The organism is Bradyrhizobium prioriisuperbiae (assembly GCF_032397745.1).
Lineage (GTDB): Bacteria > Pseudomonadota > Alphaproteobacteria > Rhizobiales > Xanthobacteraceae > Bradyrhizobium_A > Bradyrhizobium_A prioriisuperbiae.
On record NZ_CP135921.1, the window covers coordinates 6422694 to 6437983 of the forward strand.

13 protein-coding genes are annotated in these 15290 nt (G+C 63.5%); 11 read left to right on the forward strand and 2 right to left on the reverse strand.

The features are described from left to right. Positions 1–461: 461 nt before the first annotated feature. The 6 genes from RS897_RS30445 to RS897_RS30470 are packed head-to-tail and all read left to right on the forward strand — an operon-like array spanning position 462 to position 7621. The gene (locus tag RS897_RS30445) at positions 462–2045 is read left to right on the forward strand and encodes a class I adenylate-forming enzyme family protein (protein WP_315832395.1); all 1584 of its coding nucleotides are present in this window, start codon (positions 462–464) and stop codon (positions 2043–2045) included. Between the two features lie 34 nt (positions 2046–2079). Continuing rightward, the gene (locus tag RS897_RS30450; RefSeq protein WP_315832396.1) at positions 2080–2823 is read left to right on the forward strand and encodes an SDR family NAD(P)-dependent oxidoreductase; all 744 of its coding nucleotides are present in this window, start codon (positions 2080–2082) and stop codon (positions 2821–2823) included. A 20-nt stretch (positions 2824–2843) separates the two neighbouring features. Beyond that, entirely contained in the window at positions 2844–4067 is a 1224-nt protein-coding gene (locus RS897_RS30455; protein WP_315832397.1) for an ABC transporter substrate-binding protein, read from the forward strand. Between the two features lie 12 nt (positions 4068–4079). Beyond that, complete coding sequence (locus RS897_RS30460; protein WP_315832398.1) at positions 4080–5261, forward strand: acyl-CoA dehydrogenase family protein; 1182 nt, start codon at positions 4080–4082, stop codon at positions 5259–5261. A 19-nt stretch (positions 5262–5280) separates the two neighbouring features. After that, positions 5281–6420, forward strand: a complete 1140-nt coding sequence (locus tag RS897_RS30465; protein WP_315832399.1) for an acyl-CoA dehydrogenase family protein — start codon at positions 5281–5283, stop codon at positions 6418–6420. Positions 6421–6436: 16 nt separating this feature from the next. After that, positions 6437–7621: an acetyl-CoA C-acyltransferase gene (locus RS897_RS30470; protein ID WP_315832400.1), complete on the forward strand. Its 1185-nt coding sequence runs from the start codon at positions 6437–6439 to the stop codon at positions 7619–7621. 28 nt (positions 7622–7649) lie between these two features. Here RS897_RS30470 and RS897_RS30475 read toward each other — a convergent pair whose 3' ends face one another. After that, entirely contained in the window at positions 7650–8630 is a 981-nt protein-coding gene (locus tag RS897_RS30475) for a sugar-binding transcriptional regulator (RefSeq protein WP_315832401.1), read from the reverse strand. 206 nt (positions 8631–8836) lie between these two features. On the opposite strand from RS897_RS30475, the gene RS897_RS30480 reads away from it, so the two are divergent. Genes RS897_RS30480 through RS897_RS30500 form a run of 5 tightly spaced genes read left to right on the forward strand, consistent with a single transcriptional unit; the run spans position 8837 to position 14333 of the window. Beyond that, entirely contained in the window at positions 8837–10117 is a 1281-nt protein-coding gene (locus RS897_RS30480) for an alkaline phosphatase family protein (protein WP_315832402.1), read from the forward strand. Continuing rightward, a complete protein-coding gene (locus RS897_RS30485) occupies positions 10117–11226 on the forward strand; it encodes an ABC transporter ATP-binding protein (RefSeq protein ID WP_315832403.1) in 1110 nt (369 codons plus the stop codon). Before RS897_RS30480 ends, RS897_RS30485 begins: the two co-directional genes overlap by 1 nt. After that, positions 11223–12161 (forward strand): carbohydrate ABC transporter permease, encoded by a 939-nt coding sequence (locus tag RS897_RS30490; protein WP_315832404.1) that lies wholly within the window; start codon positions 11223–11225, stop codon positions 12159–12161. Before RS897_RS30485 ends, RS897_RS30490 begins: the two co-directional genes overlap by 4 nt. A 38-nt stretch (positions 12162–12199) precedes the next feature. Continuing rightward, entirely contained in the window at positions 12200–13021 is an 822-nt protein-coding gene (locus RS897_RS30495) for a carbohydrate ABC transporter permease (RefSeq protein ID WP_315832405.1), read from the forward strand. Positions 13022–13040: 19 nt separating this feature from the next. Then, positions 13041–14333 (forward strand): ABC transporter substrate-binding protein, encoded by a 1293-nt coding sequence (locus tag RS897_RS30500; RefSeq protein WP_315832406.1) that lies wholly within the window; start codon positions 13041–13043, stop codon positions 14331–14333. 197 nt (positions 14334–14530) lie between these two features. Here RS897_RS30500 and RS897_RS30505 read toward each other — a convergent pair whose 3' ends face one another. After that, complete coding sequence (locus RS897_RS30505) at positions 14531–15271, reverse strand: SDR family NAD(P)-dependent oxidoreductase (protein ID WP_315832407.1); 741 nt, start codon at positions 15269–15271, stop codon at positions 14531–14533. Between the last annotated feature and the right edge of the window lie 19 nt (positions 15272–15290).

The following is a 15290-nucleotide window of genomic DNA, read 5'->3' on the forward strand; positions in this document are numbered from 1 at the left end:
TTGCGGTGATCTGATATCCGGTCGACGGCATTTCGGTTGCTGCGGCTGGATAGTTAATTCCGATTCAGAACTTAATGGTCAGGACTGCTGTCGTATTGCGTAGGCAATGCGATGCTGCGTGCACGTGGATGTCATCTCGCTGTCCACTGTAGCCGAGTTTATCTCCAACTCGCGTCATCGTCGCTGTGGGAGCCGAGCGCATTCACACCCTCCATCGTCATCACCGGGCTCGTCCCGGTGATCCCGCTTAGGGACGCAGTGCGCTCCTAAGCGAGGTTGCCGGGACAAGCCCGGCAACGACAGAAAATATGATTGTGTTTCGATGCATCGCGACCGTGGAAAATCGTCACATGCGCTTCATGCAATGGATTTCAATTGACGGGTTCTAAAAAAGAACTTTATATCTCGCGCAGACATGAAGTCGTGTTCAACACGACCAGCACCATCAGCGGAGAAACGTCTTGACCGATTTCTACAGCATGACTGCGGCCGATCTGCTGGAAGGACTTCCGGCGCGGGTTCACCAGGTTTACGAACCATTCGTTCGCGAAACGCCGGATCATCCGGCTTTTGTCGAAGCTGGGCGAGTGTGGACGTATCGCCAGTTCGCGGCGGCGGTCGATCAGGTTGCGAAGGATTTGACCGCGCTGGGCATCCGTCCGGGCGACCGCGTGATGATCGCCAGCGAGAACAGCGTGGCGCTGTCGGCGCTGCTGCTGGCGTCGAGCAAGCTCGATGCCTGGGGCATCTGCGTCAATCCACGGCTGTCGCCGCGCGAACTCGATCAGATCTATACCCACAGCGGCGCGCGCCGGGCGTTCTTTACCGTCGATATCTCAAAGGAAGCTGCCGATCATGCCGCGCGTCTCGGTGCGCTGACCAGCAGCATCGGCCCGTTCGGCGAAATTGGCGTGGGCGCCTTGAACGAGGAGACCCAGGCTGAGCCCGTGCATGCCGAGGGCGCGGAGCAGGTTGCGGCGCTGATCTATACGTCCGGCACCACCGGCACGCCGAAGGGCGTGATGCTCAGCCACGACAATCTGCTGTTCAGCGCCAAGATCTCGGGGCTCACTCGCCACCTCGCGCAGACCGATCGCATCTACGGCGTGCTGCCGATGTCTCACATCGTCGGCTTCTCCATTATCCTGGTGTCGACACTGATGTTCGGCGCCACCGTCCAGATCGAGCCGAAATATGATCCGGCGCGGCTGGCGGACGCCATTGCCAATGACGGCGTGTCGATTCTGTTCGGCGTTCCCGCGACCTATCAGCGGCTGCTGGCCTATCGGATCTCGAAAGACCTGCCGAAGCTGCCGCGGGGATCGCTGCGGCTGATGAACGTCGCCGGTGCGCCGCTCGATCTCGATCTCAAGGAACGGGTCGAGGCGGAGTTCGACCTGCCGCTGATCAATGCCTACGGCATCACGGAATGTTCGCCCGGCATCTCGGGGGTGCGCGCCCACGATCTGCGCCAGGACGACACCGTCGGCCCGCTGATCCCGGGCATCGAAGCGCGGCTGGTGAAGCTCGACGGTTCGATTGTCGTGCCGGGCAGTGGTGAGGTCGGCGAGCTGCACATTCGCGGCCCCAACGTCATGCTCGGCTACTACACGTCGCCCGATTTGACCGCAAAGGCGATCGACCGCGACGGCTGGTACAACAGTGGCGATCTCGCCCGGTTCGACGGACCCTATCTCTATATCGTCGGGCGGACCAAGGAGATGATCATCCGCTCCGGCTTCAACGTCTATCCGGCGGAAGTGGAGGCGGTGCTCAATTCGCACGATCAGGTGGTGCAATCCGCCGTGGTCGGACGCGCCGTGGACGGCAACGAGGAGGTGGTGGCGTTTGTGCAACTGATGCCCGGCGCCAAGATCTCGCCGGCCGAGCTGATGATTTATGCCGGCCAGCAACTGACCTCCTACAAGCGTCCCTGCGAGGTGTTCGTGCTGGATGTGCTTCCGGCCGGCTCGACCGGAAAAATCCTGAAACATCGCCTGTGGGAAGCCGCGCGCAGCGCCGCGGTTCAGACCCCGGCGGCCTGAGTTTTCATTCCATCGTTATATCGGGAGACCTGACGTGCAGAAAAGAAACGCGACAGTCGCCGTGATCGGTGCGGGAGACTTCATCGGTTCGGAAATCGCCAAGAAATTCGCCCGCGAAGGCTTTACGATCTTTGCCGGGCGTCGCAATGGCGACAAGCTGGCGCCGCTGGTGCAGGAGATCAGCAGGGAGGGCGGCACGATTTCCGCCCGCTCGCTCGATGCCCGGAACGAGGCGGAGATCGCCGCCTTCCTGTCCGATGCCGACAAGCATGCGCCGCTGGAAGTCTGCATCTTCAACATCGGCGCCAATGTCAATTTCCCGATCCTCGACACCACCGAGCGGGTGTTCCGCAAGGTGTGGGAGATGGCCTGCTATTCCGGCTTCCTCGCCGGGCGCGAGGCGGCGCGGCTGATGCTGCCGCGCGGACAGGGCAACATCTTCTTCACCGGCGCCACAGCCAGCCTGCGCGGCGGCTCGGGCTATGCGGCATTTGCCAGCGCCAAGTTCGGTCTGCGCGCCGTGGCGCAAGCAACGGCACGCGAGCTGTGGCCGAAGAACATCCATGTCGCCCATCTCATCATCGACTCCGGCGTCAACACCGAATGGGTGCGTGAGCGCCTGAAGGAGCGCGAGGGGCAGGAGGCGCTCGATAATCTCGATCCGGATCGGCTGATGCCGCCGGCCTCCGTCGCCGAGAGTTACTGGCAGCTGTACCAGCAGCCGCGCAGCGCCTGGGTGTTCGAACAGGAAATCCGGCCCTTCGGCGAGAAGTGGTAGTGGCGATGGGACCGGCGACGATGACCTCTGCACGGTTCAACCGGCGCGCGATGCTCGCGACCGTGGGCCTGATCGCCTTTGCGCCATTGACCGCGTCTTTCGCGGCGGATGAGCTTCCCGGCGTCTCCGCAACCGAAGTGAAGGTGGGGGCGACCTATCCGTTCAGCGGACCGGCGTCGCCACTCGGCAATACCGGCAAGGCGGTGATCGCCTATGTCAATCTGATCAACGACCGCGGCGGTATCAATGGCCGCAAAATCAACTATCTTGCACTCGATGACGCCTACAGTCCGCCGAAGGCGGTCGAACACGTCCGGCGCCTGGTGGAGAGCGACGAGGTGGCCTTCATGTTCGGCCAGCTCGGCACGCCCGGCAATTCCGCAACCATTAAATATTTGAACGGCAAGAAGATCCCGGATGCCTTCATCGTCACCGGTGCGTCGAAGTTCACGGACTTCAAGGAATATCCGTACACGACGACCGGGCTGCCGAGTTACGACACCGAAGGCAAGGTGTTCGCGAAATACATCGAGCAGATGCTGCCCAAGGCCAAGATCGCGATTCTCTACCAGAACGACGATCTCGGAAAAGATTTCGTCAACGCGTTCAAGGCCTATTTCAAGGATGATTACGCCAAGCGGGTGGTGACGGCCTCCTACGAGGTCACCGACCCGACGGTGGATTCCCAGGTCGTCAATCTGAAGAACTCGGGCGCCGAAGCCTTCCTGTTCGCGGGCACGCCAAAGTTCGCGGCCCAGACGATCCGCAAGAAATTCGAGCTGGGCTGGACGCCGCTGTTCCTGTTCAACACCGTGGCAGCTTCGATCGCGTCCGCAATCCAGCCGGCAGGGGCCGATAAGGCGGTCGGCGCGATCTCGACGGCCTTCTACAAGGATCCGAACGATCCGCAGTGGAAGGACGATGCGGGCGTCAAAACCTATCGCGCCTTCATGGACAAATACATGCCTGGCGCCGACCTTGTCGACGTGAACTATATCTTCGGCTCGATGCAGGGCGAACTGCTGGAGCAACTGCTGAAGCAGGCCGGACAGGACCTGTCGCGCGACAACATCGTGAAGCAGGCGCGGGCGATCGCCAAATTCAGCCCATCGATGATGCTGCCCGGCATTGCGGTCAACGCCGGCGCCGCCAATAGCCAGTCCATCACACAGCTTCAGCTGCAGCGCTGGAACGGTACGTCGTTCGAGCGGTTCGGTGACGTCTTGAGCGCAGATTCGCATTGATTGGAGCCAATCATGGAACTGAACCTTTCCAAAGAGGATGCCGCGTTTCGCGACGAGGTGCGCAGCTTCATCGCCGAAAATTACCCCCAGGAGATGCGGGTCGCCAATCCCGAGACCGATCTGACCAAGGAGCAGTCCTTGCTCTGGCACCGCATCCTGCACAAGAAGGGCTGGATCGCGCCGCTGTGGCCCAAAGAATATGGCGGGCCCGGCTGGTCGATCATCCAGCGCTATCTCTGGGAGCAGGAGACAGCGCTGGCCGGCGCGCTGCCGCCGCTGGCATTCAGCATCACCATGGTCGGGCCGGTGATCTACACCTTCGGCAACGCAGCCCAGAAGCAGAAATTCCTGCCGCGCATCTTGTCGGGTGACGACTGGTGGTGCCAGGGTTATTCCGAGCCCGGATCCGGGTCCGATCTAGCCTCCGTTCGTTGCAAGGCGGTGCGCGACGGCGACCACTATGTGATCAACGGCCACAAGACCTGGACCACGCTGGCCCAGCACGCGGACTGGATCTTCTGCCTGGTGCGCACCGATCCCGCCGCCAAGCCGCAGAGCGGCATCTCGTTCCTGCTGATCGACATGAAGACGCCCGGGATTTCGGTGCGTCCGATCATCACCATCGACGGCTCGCACGAAATCAACGACGTGTTCTTCGAGGACGTCCGGGTGCCGGCCGAGAACCTGATCGGCGAGGAGAGCAAGGGCTGGACCTACGCCAAATTCCTGCTCGGCAACGAGCGCACCAGCATGGCGCAGACCGGCCGCTCCAAGCGCTATCTGAAGCAGCTCAAGAAAGTCGCCGCCTCGGAGATCCGTGTGGATGATCCCAGCGCATCCGACTTCGCCCGGGACATTGCCCGCGTCGAGATCGATCTGATGGCGCTGGAGGCGACCGAGTTCCGGATGATTTCGCAGATGGAGCGGGGCAAGGACCCGGGCGCCGCGGCGTCGCTGCTGAAGATCCGCGGCACCGAGATCATGCAGCGGGTGCGCGATCTCAGCCATCGTGCGATCGGCCATTACGGCATGGCGCTGCGCGAGCATCCGGCCAGCGACAACATCTTCGTGCCCGGGCCGGACTACGCCCACACCGTGACCGAGAAATATCTCAACACGCGCAAACTCTCGATCTACGGCGGCTCGAACGAGATCCAGCGCAACATCATCGCCAAGGCGGTTCTTGGACTCTAACGCCGGTCAGGGATTTCTTATGGACATCGAATTTACCGACGAACAGGAACTGCTGCGCTCGAGCGTACAGAAGATGCTGCGGGGGAATTACGCTTTCGAGGCGCGGCAGGGCATCGCACACAGCGAGGAGGGCTGGAGCCGGTCGCACTGGCGCGAATTCGCCGAGGCGGGCCTGCTCTCCGCGCCGTTCTCGGAAGAGGTCGGCGGTCTCGGCGAGGGGCCGATTGCCACCATGATCATCATGGAGGAATTCGGCCGGCGGCTGGTGGTCGAGCCGTTCTTCGAGACCGTGGTGGTCGCGGGCGGCCTGCTGGAGGACGCCGGCTCGCCCGAGCAACAGCGCCAGCATATTCCGGAGATTATGTCGGGCGAGGCAATCTGGACGCTGGCCACGTTCGAGGCTGGCTCGCGCTACGACCTGCACGTGGTGGCGACCAAGGCCGAGCGCCAGGATGGCGGCTTCGTCCTGCGCGGGGGCAAGGCCGTGGTGACCGCGGCTCCGTTTGCCGACAAGTTCATCGTGTCCGCACGCACCTCCGGTGCGCCTGCGGATCGCGATGGCGTCACCCTGTTCGTTGTCGACCGCCAGTCCGCCAACCTGCATCTGAAAAGCTTCAAGACGCTGGATGGACGGCGGGCCGCGGAGGTCAGCCTGGACGGTGTTCGTGTCGAAGCCGACGCTGTTCTCGGCGGCGAAGGCAAAGCCATCGAGGTCCTCGAGCGATGCCGCGACCGGGCGATTGCCGCGTTGAGTGCGGAAGCGGTCGGCGCCATGCGTGAGCTGAACGACGCCACCGTCGAGTATTCCAAGACGCGCAAACAGTTCGGCGTGCCGCTGGGATCGTTCCAGGTGCTGCAGCACCGGATGGTCGACATGTTCGTGGCGCTGGAGGAGGGCATCTCGATGACCTACCTCTTGAACTCCGCACTGGCGGCGCGCGGCGTGCCGCAGGCGCAACTGGCGGCGGCGACCAAGGTCAAGGTCGGCGAGGTCGCGCGCCATGTCGGGGAGCAGGCGATCCAGCTGCACGGCGGCATGGGCATGAGTGACGAGCTCAATGTCGGCCACTATTTCAAGCGCCTGCTCGCCATCAACATCCAGTTCGGCGATCCGGCCTATCACCTCACCACATACGCTCGCGCGGCCGAAGCCGCCTGACAACGGAGACAGAACCATGGTTGATGCAGTCATCGTATCGACGGCGCGCACCGGCGTCGGCAAGGCCTATCGCGGCGCGCTGAACAACACCGAAGGGCCGACCATGGCCGGCCACGTAATCGCCGAGGCAGTGAAACGCGCCGGCATCGCGCCCGGCGAGGTCGAGGACGTGGTGATGGGCTGCGCCATGCAGCAGGGCACCATGGTGATGAACGTCGCGCGCAAGGGCGCGATCCGCGCCGGGCTGCCAGTAACCGTCGCCGGCACCACCATCGACCGGCAATGTGCGTCCGGCCTGCAGGCGATTGCGGTGGCGGCCCGCTCGGTGATGCTCGACGGTGTCGAGATCGCGATCGGCGGCGGCATCGAGTCGATAAGCCTGGTGCAGAACGACCACATGAACAAATTCCATGCGGTCGACGACGAGCTGATGGCGATGAAACCCGACATGTACATGTCGATGCTGGAGACCGCCGAGGTGGTCTCCGAGCGCTACAAGATCTCGCGCGACCAGCAGGACGCCTACAGCCTGGAATGCCAGCGCCGCACGGCCGCCGCGATCCAGGGCGGCCGCTTCAATGACGAGATCGCGCCTTTCACCACCAAGATGGTTGTCATGGACAAGGACACCAGGCAGGTGTCGTATCACGATGTGACGCTGAGCAAGGACGAGGGACCGCGCGCGGATACCACGGCGGAAGGACTGGCCAAGATCAAGCCGGTGTTCGAGGGCAAAACCATCAGCGCCGGCAATGCCAGCCAGCTCTCGGACGGTGCGTCCGCGTGTGTGGTCATGAGCGATACGGTTGCCGCCAAGAAGGGCCTGAAGCCGCTCGGCATCTTCCGCGGCTTTGTCGCCGCCGGCGTCGAGCCGGACGAGATGGGGGTGGGTCCGGTGGTGGCGATCCCGCGGCTTTTGAAGCGGCACGGCCTGAAGATTGACGATATCGATCTCTGGGAGTTGAACGAGGCTTATGCGGTGCAGGTGATCTATTGCCGCGACAAGCTCGGCATCGATCCGGACAAGCTCAACGTCAATGGCGGTTCGATCGCCATCGGCCACCCCTATGGCATGACCGGTTCGCGCCTGACGGGACACCTGCTGATCGAGGGCCGCCGCCGCAAGGCGAAGTACGGCGTGGTCACCATGTGCATCGGCGGCGGCATGGGTGCGGCCGGATTGTTCGAGATCGTGCAGTAAGGCACGGCGTTGCGCGCGCGAGGCACCGTTATGCGGTCAGCGCGCACGCCACATCCTCATCCGTGATAAGGACATGACACAGTCCGGCGCGGATTGCGGCGCGGACGATGGCGACCTTTTGCAAACCGCCGGCGGCGAGCAGCAGCTCCGGCACCTGCAGCAGGTCGTCCAGCGCCGGATTGATCACGCGCGAGGTCAGCGGATGATCGATGGTTCGGCCATCGGCGTCGAGATAATGCCCGCAGATATCGCCGACCGCTCCGGCCGCGCGCAGCGACTGCCAGGTCTTCCGGTCGATCACACCATATTCAAGCGGCTTGGATTGCTCCGAGAGATCGGTGGCGCTGAGCAAGGCCATGTCGAGGCCCGGGACCATCGCCAGCACGCCGCGGATCGGTTCGCTGGTCACCAGCGCGTTCCGCAGTTCAGGTGACGAAGCGAACATCGGAGCGGTGACGTAGTAACACCTTGCGTCCAGCGCACGTGCCATCATCGCCGCGTTGTCATAGGGATTGATAAGGGTGCTTTCCGCCAGCCCTCCGCACAACAGAACGACGCGATTGTCGGTGCCTTTTCGCCGCTTCAGGTTTTGCGCGACGGCATTGATGGTTCCGCCCCAGCTGATGCCGAGCGCGCCTGATGGCGGCAGGCGATCGGAGACATACTGGGCGGCCGCGGCGCCGACCATGGCCCTGACATCCGTATCGGCGAGTGGAGAGGGCACCACGATCGCCTGGCGCAATCCGAAGGCTGAGACGAGATCGGCCTCGAGTTCGTGGCAGGGCCCGGTTGGACTCGCGATCGAAATCTGGACGAAGCCGCTCTCGCGGGCGTCTCCCAGGATGCGGTTCACCCGTTTGCGCGTGATCTTCAGGCGCTGCGCGATCGCATCCTGGGTCTGTCCTTCCTTGAAATAGTACCAGCAGATCCGCGCCATCAATGCGGCGTCGGCGGGCTCATCGCCGCTCTCCTGCGCGCTCACTATCTCGTTCTTCGCCCGATTCAGCACGGCGGCCCCCATCACTGCTTTGCATCTCGCTTACAGCAGACACACGACACCAATATTACAAATGTGCCGCTAGCGTCACAGATGTGTCGCGCAACGCGCCTATAGCTCCCTGCGACATCTGAAGGAGCGCGTTTCATGCATCGGTTGGTTCTGGTCTCTCTGACACGTGGAGGCTGTGCGGCCTGCCGATCGGTGGAGGCCTGACCGTGCGTCGTGTCGTCATCGTCACCCTCGACGGTCTGCGCAGGGACCTGATCTCCGCGGAAACCACGCCAAATCTCGTGACATTCGCTCGGCAGTCGGAGCGGTTCGAGGATTACCGCACTGTGTTTCCGTCCTGTACGCGCGTGGTGTCCGCCAGCATGGCGACCGGGTGCTTTCCGGCGCAGCACGGTCTGCAGGGCAATTCGGTTGCGTTGATGGAAGAGGGCCGGCTGGTGTTTCGCGATGCCGGCCATCCGGATTTCCTACAGCACAAGCGGCGCATCACCGGGCAGTCGCTCGCCAGACCGACGCTGGCTGAGCGACTGAAGGACGACGGAGGCGCGATCATTTTCAGCAATGTGTCGCCGGGGGCTGCCTATGCGCACGATCCCGATGGCCATGGCCATGTCTATCATCGCGCTGGCTCGTTCGGGCCGCGGCGCGAACCGGTGCCGACTTCGGATCGTCTGGATGTGACGCTGGACGCGACTGGCGATCGCCGGATGACGGAGCGTTTCATCGACGAGGTTCTCCATACGCGGCGCCCGGCGCTTGGCGTGTTGTGGCTGGGCGAGCCGGATCATATTCAGCATGAGGCGCCGCTGGGATCGCCGGAGCATCTCGCCGTGCTCGCTCAGGCGGATATCCAGGCCGGGCTGGTGATCGACGCGGTCGCAAGACTGCGCGAGCAGGGCGATGACGTGTTACTGCTGGTCGGGTCCGATCACGGCCACCAGACCGTGAGCGGAGTTGTCGACATCGATTCGGAGCTGATTTCAGCCGGTTTCAGGGCCGACGCCGGTTCCGGTGACGTGATGGCGGTGTCGAACGGGACCTCCGCGCTGATCTATGTGCATCCGGACCATGCTGCTGTGACGCCGCGCATTCATGCCTTTCTGCGGGCGAGCGAGTGGGCCGGACAGGTATTCGGCCCCGGCGACCTCGGTGCGGTCGGGCAGGCCCCGGTCGGCGGACTCGCCTTCGCCGTCTCGATGCGGGCCAGCGATCAATCCAATGCGTTTGGCATTCCCGGCACCAGCCTTGTTGCCAAGCCCGCCATGGGCAAAGCGGACCGGCTTGGCTGCGGCCAGCATGGCGGTCTTGCCGCCTTCGAGCAGGCGCCGTTCCTGCTGGCGTCAGGGAGCGGCTTCATCCCCGGAGCGACGCGCGGGGAGACAGTGCGCATCATCGACATCGCGCCGACCGTGCTGACCCATCTCGGCGTCGCTGGTTCCGGAATGGACGGCCAGCCGCTGCAACGGCCGGCGAGGGAGGCGACCTGATGTCGGACATCTCCCTGACGAACATTAGAAAGCATCACGGCGACACGGCCGTGCTGCGCGGGATCTCGCTGGACATTCGCGACGGTGAATTCCTGACGTTGGTGGGCCCGTCGGGTTGCGGTAAGTCCACACTGCTGCGGATCATCGCCGGTCTCGACCTGCAGGACGACGGCACCGTCGCGATCGGCAGCCGGGGTGTCGATGGCCTGCGCCCCAGAGATCGCGACGTGGCCATGGTATTCCAGGCCTATGCGCTTTATCCGCATCTGTCGGTTTTCGACAATATCGCGCTGCCGCTGCGCGTGCGCCGGTTGTCCGGCCTGCAACGCACGCCGCTGATCGGCGCCCTGGTCGCGGGCCGGCGGGCCATCGAAAACGACATCCGCCGAGAGGTGGAGGAGACCGCGGCGGTCCTCGACATCGGCCACCTGCTGGCGCGCAAGCCAGGACAATTGTCCGGCGGGCAACGACAGCGGGTCGCGCTGGGCCGCGCCATGGTGCGTCATCCGGCCGTGTTCCTGATGGACGAGCCGTTGTCCAATCTCGACGCTAAACTGCGCGTGCAGATGCGCGCCGAGATCACCAGCCTGCATCGGCGGTTGCGCAACACCTTCGTCTTCGTCACCCATGATCAGGCAGAGGCGATGACCATGTCCGACCGGGTCGCCGTCATGATGGGGGGCGAACTGATCCAGGTCGGCGCGCCGGACGATCTCTATCACGACCCGCAGGACCTGCGGGTCGCCGAGTTCATCGGCAGCCCGAAGATCAATGTGGTGCCGGCTGCGGCGCTGGCGCGTGATATGGGCATCGTCTCGCCCGAAGCGGCCAAGCTGGCGTTTCGTCCGGAGGCAACCAGCCTCGCATTGCCCGTCGCCGGCGTGCTGTCCGGGCCGATCGAGACCATCGAGAATCTGGGCGCGGATATTTTCCTCCATGTCGCTGTCACGGTGGGCGGTGAGGCGCTGTCGGTAATCGTCCGGGTTGAGCCATCAGCGCGGCGTTTTGCGATCGGCGAGGTGGTCGGCGTCCGTCCTGATCCCTCGCGGGTGCTGCAGTTCGATGCCAAGGGACAACGCGTTCGGGCACGGGAGCTGGTCGCGGCATGACCCTTCACGTATCAGCAGATCTGGCGCCGACCGGTGCCCTCACGCCTTCGATCGCCGCGCGCCGCCGACGCGAGCGCGGGACGGCGTGGCTGGCGATCACGCCGGCGCTCGGGTTGCTGTCGCTTCTGCTGTTCGGGCCGGTGCTGGCCGTCATGCTGTTTTCGCTGACCGACTGGCAGATCGGGTCATCGACGTTTCACTTTCTCGGGCTCGACAACTACCGCGCGCTGCTGTCGGACGCGCTGTTCTGGAAAACCCTGTCCAACACGGGGCTCTATGTCGTGCTTGTGGTGCCGGGCACCGTCCTGCTCGGGCTCGTGGTCGCACTCCTGATCGAGGCGCGCCCCGGGCTGCGCAGTTTTTATCGCGCGGCTCACTTCCTGCCGGTGATGTCGACCATGGCGGCGATGGCGATTGTGTGGGGCGCCATGCTGCACCCGACCATTGGCCTGGTGAACCGGCTGCTGGCGGAGTTCGGGATCATCGGCGTGAACTGGCTGCGCGACGAGCGCACGGTGCTGCCTGCTTTGGCCGTCATCGGCATCTGGCAGAACTTTGGTTTCGCCATGGTGCTGTTCGTGGCCGGCCTGAAATCAATCCCGCGTTCGCTCTATGACGCCGCGGATATCGATGGCGCCGACGGCATGCTGGAGCGGCTGCGCACCGTGACGCTGCCTATGCTCGGCCCCGCAACCATGTTCGTTGTGATCCTGACCGCGACACGGGCCTTCGAGGTGTTCGACACTGTGCGGGTGCTGACCCAGGGCGGCCCGAACTTCGCCTCTGATGTGCTGCTGCATCGCCTCTACACTGAAAGCTTCGATTTCCTGCGCACCGGCTATGGCGCGGCGCTGACCGTGGTGTACCTCGCCATTGTCATGCTGCTGACCCTGGTGCAGGCGCGGGTGCTCGATCGCCGGGTGCATTATTCATGAGCGCCCCAAAATCACGATCGGCCATATCTCGACCAATCATGCCTCGGTTGGGAGAGCTCGCGCGCCATGGGGGCTTGCTGCTGACAACGGCCTTTGCTCTGATTCCGTTCATCTGGATGCTGAGCCTGTCGCTGAAACCCCAGGCGGAAATCTTCCAGCCCGCGTTTCATCTCTGGCCGCAGTCCTTCCACGGCTTTGAGAACTATCGCATCGCGCTGACGTCAGCGCCGATGCTGCGGTTCCTGCTCAATGGGCTGTTTGTCTGCGCCACCATCTTCCTGCTGCAGATGCTGGTCTGCGTGCCCTGTGCCTATGCCCTGGCGAAGCTGCGCTTTCGCGGACGCGATACGCTGTTTTCGGCAGTGCTCGTTGGTCTTCTGGTCCCGCCGCAGGCGCTGGCCATCCCACATTTCGTGCTGCTGCATGTGTTCGGCCTGCTCGACACCTATGCCGCGCTGATCCTGCCCTGGACCATTTCGACCCTCGGCATCTTCCTGATGCGGCAGTTCTTCCGGGCGGTGCCGGATGAACTAATCGATGCCGCGCGGCTCGACGGGCTCGGCGAGTTCGAGATCATCTGGCGGGTGATGTTGCCTGTGGCGGTGCCGGCCCTGGCGGCCTTTGGCATCTTTTCGGTGGTGGCGCATTGGAACGATCTGTTCTGGCCGCTGATTGCGGTGCGCAGCGAGGAGTTGTCGACGCCGGCGCTCGGCATCCTGCTGTTTCGCGACGACGAGGCCGGCCAGCTGATGGGACCGCTGATGGCCGGCTCGGTCATCATCGTGGCGCCGTTGATCCTCGCCTTCCTGTTCGCCCAGCAGCGTTTCATCGATGGCATTTCCTTCACCGCCAACAACTGACAGCTTCGGAGACCCTCCCATGTCCTACCGGCCAAAGGCCTTTGTCTATCGCCTGTTCACGGTGGCTATCCTCGGCACGGCGGCGTTTGTCTCGCCCGCGGCAGCAGAGGTTACGCTTGACGTGCTCTACACCACGCCCGGCACCTTCAACACGCTGCAGCAGGATCTGGCCAAGCGCTTCACCGAGCTGCACCCCGACATCAAGATCAAGTTCCGCAATCCGGTCGCCGGTTATGAGGAGGCGGCGCAGCAGATCCTGCGCGACCAGCTGACGGGACGGCTGCCCGATGTTGCCTTCAACGGCATCAACCAGATCGGCCTGTTTGTTGCTCGTGGTCTCGGTGCACCGCTCGATGAGTTCATCGCCAAGGACGGCGGCGTGGACAAACTCGGTTATTATCCGACGCTTGCGGAGCTCGGCAAATGGAAGGGCAAGACCTACGGATTGCCGTTCGCGGTCTCGACACCGGTGCTTTATGTCAATGCCGATCTCGTGGAGAAGGGCGGTGGGAACATCAACGATCTGCCGCGCGCGTGGGGCGAACTGACTGCGCTGGGCAAGAAGGTGGAGAGCTCGGCGGGAGCCGGTGTCACGGGGCTGTATTTTCAATGGGAGCAGACCGGCAACTGGCTGGTGCAGTCCCTGGTGACCAGCCGGGGCGGGTACATGCTCAAGAGCGACGGCTGCAGCATTGCCTTCAATGATGCGGCCGGTCTGTGGGCCCTGAAAACGCTCGAAGGTTTCGGCAAGTCCGGCATGCCCAACCTGTCATTGGCGCAGGCGCGCCAGTCCTTCGTGGCCGGCAGTGTCGCGATCCTTGTGGACTCCACGTCCTATGTGGCGGCTGCTGATCGCCAGATCGGCGGGCGCTTCAAGTTCCGGACGATGGCTTTTCCGCTGGCATCGGAAGCCGGTCGTCTGCCCGCGGGCGGCAACGTGGCCATGGTGTTTGCGACCGATGCCGCCCGGCGACAGGCGGCCTGGGAGTATGTGAAGTTCGTGACCGGCCCGGTGGGACAGACCCAGATGGTCAACCTGACCGGGTACATGCCCGGTAACGAAATCGCGGTGAAACAGCCTGACATGCTTGGCGGCTTCTATGAGAAAAACCCCAATCACAAGACCAGCATCGCGCAGCTTCCGGTGCTGACCGAATGGGCTGCCTTTCCCGGCGACAATTCCCTGAAGATCATCGAGGTGATCAAGTCCCACACAGAAGGTCTGGTGACGGGACGGCGCTCGGCAGAGGAGACCATGCCGGTCCTGGTCAAGGACGTGACGGCGCTGCTGCCGGCCTGCGCTGGTCGGTAGGCTGCCTTGAATTTAAACCCGGCTGAATCATCAGTCGTGTTTCGTTTTGCTGATCGAACCGGTTCAGAGCCGTAGGATGGGTTGAGCCAAACGCGAAACCCATCATTGCTCTGCTGGCGGGGAATGATGGGTTTCGCTGCGCTCAACCCATCCTACATGCTGGTGAAGCCGGGCTTTTTGTGGAAGCGGAGAGGAGTTCAGTAGTTTTCCTTGAACGGGCGCAGGTCGATTTCCTGGGTCCAGGCCGAGCGTGGCTGCGAGTGAATCTGCCAATAGGTCTCCGCGATGGCGTTGACATCGAGCAGGCCATCTTCGCCGCGCTGTTCCGCAAGCGCCGGATTGCGCGACAGCAAGCGTTCGCCGGCGATGCCGCCATCGATCACGGCGTGTGCGACATGGATGCCGGCCTTGCCGTAGTCACGCGCCATGCTCTGGGCGATCATCCGCAGGCCGGCCTTGGCTGCCGCGAACTGCGCATAGCCCGGCTTGCCGCGCAGGCTGGCGGAGGCGCCGGTGAAGATCACGGTGCCACGTCCCAGCGGCACCAGCCGTCGTGCCGCTTCGCGTCCGACCAGGAAGCCGCCGAAGCAACAGATCCGCCAGAAATTCTCGAACTGCTCGGCGGTCAGTTCGCGGAAATCGATGTGCTGGTTGATGCCGGCGTTGAACACCACCGCATCAGGGGCATCGAACTCGCTGCCCAGCGACGTCGCGCGGTCGAACAGCTTGATGACGTCGGCTTCCTTGGTGGCATCGGCGATCACGAATTCGGCGCTGCCGCGCGACTTGCCGATGGTATCGACCACCTGTTGCAGCTTGCTCGCGGTGCGGCCGGCGGCGATCACGTGATAACCTTCGGACGCAAAACGGCGGCAGACGGCGGCGCCGACGCCTAATTCGGCCCCCACGCCAACGATCACAGCGGTTGGTTTTGCCATTCATCAACTCCTTGAGGTT